General features: G+C 43.9%; 5 protein-coding genes. All 5 read right to left on the reverse strand.

Annotation, left to right across the window (positions count from 1 at the left end; translation table 11 throughout):
• Positions 1-59 precede the first annotated feature (59 nt).
• Positions 60-665, reverse strand: a complete 606-nt coding sequence (locus tag B3R91_RS02475; protein ID WP_286796373.1) for a DUF1287 domain-containing protein — start codon at positions 663-665, stop codon at positions 60-62.
• A gap of 103 nt (positions 666-768) precedes the next feature.
• Entirely contained in the window at positions 769-1,413 is a 645-nt protein-coding gene (locus tag B3R91_RS02480) for an HD domain-containing protein (RefSeq protein ID WP_191691968.1), read from the reverse strand.
• Positions 1,414-1,653: 240 nt separating this feature from the next.
• A complete protein-coding gene (locus B3R91_RS02485; protein WP_286796374.1) occupies positions 1,654-2,229 on the reverse strand; it encodes an isochorismatase family protein in 576 nt (191 codons plus the stop codon).
• Between the two features lie 247 nt (positions 2,230-2,476).
• Positions 2,477-3,649 carry an acetyl-CoA C-acyltransferase FadA gene (gene fadA, locus B3R91_RS02490; protein ID WP_286796375.1) on the reverse strand — a complete coding sequence of 391 codons (1,173 nt, stop codon included), beginning with the start codon at positions 3,647-3,649 and terminating at the stop codon, positions 2,477-2,479.
• A gap of 144 nt (positions 3,650-3,793) precedes the next feature.
• Entirely contained in the window at positions 3,794-5,953 is a 2,160-nt protein-coding gene (gene fadB / locus B3R91_RS02495) for a fatty acid oxidation complex subunit alpha FadB (protein ID WP_144297792.1), read from the reverse strand.
• Positions 5,954-6,501: the final 548 nt, after the last annotated feature.

Below are 6,501 nucleotides of genomic sequence, written 5' to 3' on the forward strand. Positions count from 1 at the left end.
ACGTATCAGCCTAGTTAAGCCACTCAGCTTAGCTAGGTTTTTTATTAGACGTATTCAATCTAATACCGAAAGTGCTTGTGAATAGGATACGCAAATAAGATGTTTTCTTCTTGCGTTCCGCGTCCGATATTATGAATAATCAACGGCGAGCCATCAGCGGCGACTTTATTAGAAACGATGCCCATATGCGGTAAATTGCCGTTTGGCAGCCGCCACGTCACTATATCACCGGCTTGAAAGCTAGATTTATCAGTGGTAGATAATGTTTGACCATAACGGCTAAAAAACACCTCAAGATTCGGCACACGGCGGTGATCGATATTTTTATCGGTTGATTTTAGTCCCCACGTCTTTGGATAGGCCGACCAATTGGACTTCATATCTTGATTGACCAACTGCTGTAAATCGATATTTTGCAGACGGTATGCCCGTACGACAACATCGGTACAAACGCCGGTTTCTATCGGTACATCGCCACGCGGAAAATCCAGCTGACGATAGGTAGGGTCATAGCTAGTGGTCACACCTATCTGTTTTTTGGCATCATAGGCCAATTTATCGCCCTTACCAACAGACTCGGTCGCCTGCGCCAATTGCGCCAAACTTAGTACGCCAAGAAAAACCAGTGATTTCGCGAATGTTTTATAAGTACCAGCTATTTTCATGTGACCGTCTCTTTGCGTGATTGTCCCTAATATAAAGGCTCTAGTGCAGGAAGATAATGAGTAATTTGTAAACAGCTGACAGGCAAAAAAAACTTTTAACCACTTATCTATCAATCAGCCAGCCTTGCTCGGTCGCATACTCAACCTGTTCCAATAGCCATTGATGAATACTCGGAAAGCTGTCTTTAATAAACCTTATGACGCCAGTCACTTGCGAGCGTGTCACCTCATGATCACTCCATGTTTTCCCGCCCGTATTTAAATTTAACAAAAATGGCAAAATTCGATCAATCACTCTCAGCAGCTCAGCCTCTTTGCTCCTGCCAGTTTCTTGCGCTTCCCAAATCTCACTTAAGTTTTTGATACCATTGCCGCGCTCAGCTCGTAATCGAGCGATGCCCTCGCGCTCTCCAGCGTGAGCGTCAGCTCTACTATTGGCAAATAAAAATGTATCACCGGCATCAACTTCACCCAAGTCATGTATTAATGCCATCTTCAGCAATTTTTCATGATTAACATCAATCTCAAACTGTTCAGCAATTGACCAACAAGCCATCGCCAAATGCCAAGAGTGCTCGGCAGAATTCTCCAACCGATTTGTTTTCGTCACATAACTGCGCCGATTGACGCGTTTTAGCGCATCCAACTCTAATAAAAAATGCGTTACATCGTCAATATCAATATTTGCAGCAGTCGCAGGGTCGGTCAACGGTGTATGGTTGACACCATTAGAATAGGGTAACGTCATGATTCTCTCTAAATAACTGATAAATTTGAGTGCTGTCTTTTCACGCAAAGGCAGATATTATAGTAAATATTTAAGCACTGCGGCATTGATAGCCGTTATAAAAACCGTAAACAACTTGCTTCAATATAATTTTTCGATAAAAAAATAGCGCCGATAGTATTGAGCGCTATTTTATTTTTGAGAGTTATTAAGAAACTATTTTTAATAATTAAATTTGCTTAAGCATGATGCTTAATTAGGCTACTTAATCAAATTACTAATGGTTTTAAACGCTGGGTCTTTACTGCTGCGGCATAATTCAAACAGAATGGATTCTACCGTGCTAATGACCCCACCAGCGCGGCGAATACGGCGAATCGCTTGCTTTTTATCATAAGGAAAGCGTGAGCCGACCGCATCACCAATAATCACGGGCTGCATACCATTATCGAGTAAATCAAGCGCTGTTTGCATCACGCAAACATGCGCCTCTACCCCAAACAATAAAACGATACTACGATTTTGCTGGGCTAAATAATGCCACGAATCATCGTTATCGCAGGCGCTAAACGTCACTTTCTCAAAGCTTTTGGCATTGTCACTTTCTAATACATCGCGTATTTCAGGCAAGGTATCGCCAAGTCCCTTTTTATACTGCTCATTGAGCATGATAGGAATATCGAGCGCTTGCAAACCCTTAATCAGAGTGACGGTTTTTTTGACGATATTTTCGTGGTCATAGATATGTGGCGTCAAGCGTTCTTGAATATCGATAATCATCGCTTGGGTATTTTCGCGGGCGATACGATAAGTGCGATCGGTAATCATGGTAGACATAGTACACTCCTTGTACGACTGACCTTATTATTAAAGGCTATGTTAGATTTATCATGGGTGTTTTCGTTATTGTTCTTATTCTTATTTAGTCATAGTTTGCTAAGCGGGTCAATGAAGATAAATCTTATTAACAATTATGAACAGGATATTATAAAACCAGTTTTTAATTGACCAACACAAAAATCCCTAGTCTTCATGACTAGGGGTTTTTTTAAAGATATAAAACTAAAAAGATTTATTAAAACGCTTAAACACGCTCAATTACAGTCGCGATACCTTGACCTAGACCGATACACATAGTGGCAAGTCCGATTTCAGTATCCATTTGCTCCATAGCGTTTAGCAAAGTAACTGTGATACGAGCACCAGAACAACCGAGTGGATGACCTAGGGCAATTGCGCCACCATTGACGTTGATGATGTCTTGCTTGTCGGTCAAGTTCAAGGCTTTCAGTACCGATAGTGCTTGAGCTGCAAACGCTTCGTTAAGCTCGATGGTTTGCATATCATCGATGCTCATGCCAGCGCGTTTTAGGGCTTTTTGGGTCGCAGGAACTGGACCATAACCCATGATAGCCGCATCACAACCAGCAACTGCCATGCTGCGAATACGCGCACGTGGTTTTAGACCCAAATCTTTGGCTTTTTGCGCGCTCATGACCAGCATCGCTGACGCACCGTCAGATAGAGCTGATGAAGTTGCCGCAGTGACCGTACCGCCTTTTGGATCAAAGGCTGGACGTAGCTTTTGCATTTGCTCCATCGTCGCATCTGGGCGAATCACTTCGTCAACAGTACATAGTTGCAAACGACCGGCGGCATCATGACCTTCGATACCGATGATTTCATTGTCAAAACGACCTTCTGTGGTGGCAGCCCATGCACGGCGATGCGACTCAAGACCAAAGGCGTCTTGCTCTTCACGAGTGACGTTATTCATACGGCCCAGCATTTCAGCGGTCAAGCCCATCATGTTTGACGCTTTTGCATAGTGCTTTGAAGCTTCAGGGTTGAGATCAACGCCATGCATCATGCCAACGTGACCCATGTGCTCTACACCACCGATGATGAAAACTTCACCTTGGTTGGTCATGATTTGCGCGGCAGCAGTGTGTAGCGCCTGCATAGATGAACCACATAGACGGTTAACAGTTTGGCCGCCAGCAGTCTTTGGAATACCAGCCAGCAGACCGATATTACGACCGATGTTTAAACCTTGCTCTAAAGTCTGGTTCACACAGCCCCAGATGATGTCTTCAACATCACGTGGGTCAAAGTCGTTACGCTCAACTAAGGCAAGGACCAATTCAGCAGAAATGCTATCAGCGCGAACGTGGCGGAACATACCGTTTTTAGATTTACCCATTGCTGAGCGTACGCCATCTACGATGACCACGTCTTTTGGACTTAAAGTTGTCATACTATCTTCCTTTTCAATTTTTATTGTCAGTGGCAATACCTTAATGCTCGTCATATTTGATGTAAAAGATTATTGATAATAAATAAACCATCAACAACCTTATCAAGCATGGGTACAGCACTTCATCCTAGTAATGACCGACCATTACGCAGTGGCGTAAAAAGTCTCGCCTGCGGCTGCCATATCGCGAATCTTTTGCGGCGCTTCATAGGCTTTACCAAGGTGCGCATATTTTTCGCATAGCGCCAAATAGTTATCTAGACCCATTTGGTCGATATAACGGCAAGGGCCACCACGGAACGGCGGGAAACCAACGCCCATAATCATCGCCATATCGGCTTCAGATGGTGTGCTGACGATGTTGTCTTCTAGGCAACGTACGGTTTCATTACAGAACGCCAGCATAGTGCGGTCGATGATGGTTTGATCATCGAAGGTTTGCTTATCGCTATCCGTTGTGGTTTTTAGTAGCTCATAAGTCGCTTCATCCGCCACTTTCTTTGGCTTACCGCGTTTGTCAGTCTCATACTTATAGAAACCAACGCCGTTTTTCTGACCTAAACGATTGTTTTCATATAAATGCTCAATCGCGCCTTTATAATCAGGCTTCATGCGGTCAGGGAAACCTTCTGCCATCACTTCTGCGCCGTGTACGCCCGTATCTAAACCAACCACGTCGATTAGATAAGCAGGACCCATTGGCCAGCCGAATTTTTCCATGACTTTATCGACATGAGCAAAATCCGCACCTTGCTTAAGCAGCAAGTCAAAAGCACCAAAGTATGGAAACAACACACGGTTGACCAAGAAACCTGGGCAGTCATTGACGACAACCGGCACTTTGCCCATTTTAGACGCTAGCGCAACTGTAGTTGCAATCGCTTCTTCTGATGATTTTTCACCGCGGATAACTTCGACGAGTGGCATACGATGTACTGGGTTAAAGAAATGCATACCGACGAAGTTTTCTGGACGCTCAAGTGCTTCTGCTAAATAAGTAATAGAAATCGTCGAGGTGTTTGACGCTAGGATACAATCGTCTTTAACCAAACCTTCAACTTCTTTAAGTACCGCACGCTTAACGTTTGGATTTTCTACGACTGCTTCGATAACGATATCAGTCTCTGCAAAATCACCATAGTTCAAAGTTGGACGGATACGGCTTAAGGTTTCACCCATTTTTGCTGGGGTCATCTTTTTGCGTTCGACCATTTTACCAAGTAGCTTGCTGGCTTCGCCCATACCAAGGTCTAATTGCTCAGACTTGATATCTTTCATGATGATTGGCAAGCCTTTGCTCGCTGCCTGATACGCGATACCGCCGCCCATGATACCGGCGCCTAGTACGGCTGCTTCAGTAATTTCGTGTGCTTTTTTGCTGTGCTGCTTGGCAAGTTTTTTAACCAATTGATCGTTTAAGAACAGACCGACCAAGCTTTCCGCTTGTGGGGTTTTCGCCGCTTTGGCAAAACCAGCCGCTTCGACTTCGATTGCTTTATCACGTGGCAAATTGACGTGTTTTTCAATGGTTTCGATAGCGATTGCTGGCGCTGGGTACTGCTTAGGATTGGCTTTGGCAAAGATCATACCTTTGGCACTGTTAAACGCCATCGCTTGCTCAAGCTGGTTTAGCTTTACAGGATTCAGCTTCTCTTCACGCTTCGCTTGCCAATCAAGCTCACCTGAGATACATTTTTTGACTAGGTCAATGGCGGCATCTTGCAAGTCATCGGCAGGAACAGTCGCATCGACTAGGCCTAATTTTAGCGCATCAAGTGGTTTTTTTGGCGTACCAGTGGCGATCAATTCAAGCGCATTGTCGATACCAATCACACGCGTACTACGCACCGTACCACCAAAACCTGGGAAGATACCCAATTGGGTTTCTGGTAGACCGATAATGGCTTTGTCGCTCATGACACGGTATTCACAAACCAAAGTCATCTCACAACCACCGCCAAGCGCGGCGCCATTGATGGCCGCTACTTTTGGAAATGGCAGGTCTTCAAAGCGGTTGAAAGCGTCATTGATATTAACGACCCAATCTTTGATTTCGTTTTCTGGATTCTTAAATGAACCGACGAATTCTGTTATGTCCGCCCCAGCGATAAACACGCCTTTGCTTGAGGTGACGATTAAGCCTTTCACGTCATCCGCTTTTTCTAGCGCTGTCACAACTTCAGCAAATTGCTTATTGGTTTCAGCATCAAACTTGTTCACGCTCTCATTTTCGGCGTTGTATTGCATGTTGGCGATGCCATCCTCTAGCATTGTCACCGTAATGCGATTTCCTTGGTATACCATTTGAAACTCCTTGCTATATAACGAAAGCTACGTTTTAAAATTAAAAGCTTTAAAATTAAAGGTCATAGTCAGTTATTGTTAGTAAAACGAGTAATAACACTGCCAACATACTGCTTTAAAAGTCAGTATATGAGCAGTGCAGATGTCTTTATTATCCAGCGCTCATGTTTGTATTCATTTTTTCAAAAGCTATCAGGTAATAGCAAATATGAATACGGCGCTTCATTTATATACGTTTGTTACCGGTACTGATGTTATAAACACTGACTGAACATTGAGATGATCAGTCACTTAAGTCAGGCTAAAAACCTATGCGCTAAGTGCCAGACCATTTTCACGCCAATTAGTGTAGGGGATTATGCCCCCGACTGTCACAAGCTAATACCATACTCGCAAGTCACTCTTAAGTCGACACCAACCCTTTACCTTGCGGCCAAGGTGCTTTAGGTGTCCGCCTGTATACTGAGATTTAAGATAAGAATTAGCCTTTATTATCAAAACACATCTAACCGTCAAGTTAAATCAAGGTGTAATGGACATTATTCATG

Origin of the sequence: Psychrobacter sp. UBA6291 (genome assembly GCF_002439405.1) — a bacterium.
GTDB lineage: Bacteria > Pseudomonadota > Gammaproteobacteria > Pseudomonadales > Moraxellaceae > Psychrobacter > Psychrobacter faecalis.

What these genes read in the sequence shown, in the direction of transcription:
- B3R91_RS02475 (WP_286796373.1), bottom strand. Translation starts at nt 665, where the DNA reads ATGAAAATAGCTGGTACTTATAAAACATTCGCGAAATCACTGGTTTTT.
- fadB (WP_144297792.1), bottom strand. Translation starts at nt 5,953, where the DNA reads ATGGTATACCAAGGAAATCGCATTACGGTGACAATGCTAGAGGATGGC.
- fadA (WP_286796375.1), bottom strand. Translation starts at nt 3,649, where the DNA reads ATGACAACTTTAAGTCCAAAAGACGTGGTCATCGTAGATGGCGTACGC.
- B3R91_RS02485 (WP_286796374.1), bottom strand. Translation starts at nt 2,229, where the DNA reads ATGTCTACCATGATTACCGATCGCACTTATCGTATCGCCCGCGAAAAT.
- B3R91_RS02480 (WP_191691968.1), bottom strand. Translation starts at nt 1,413, where the DNA reads ATGACGTTACCCTATTCTAATGGTGTCAACCATACACCGTTGACCGAC.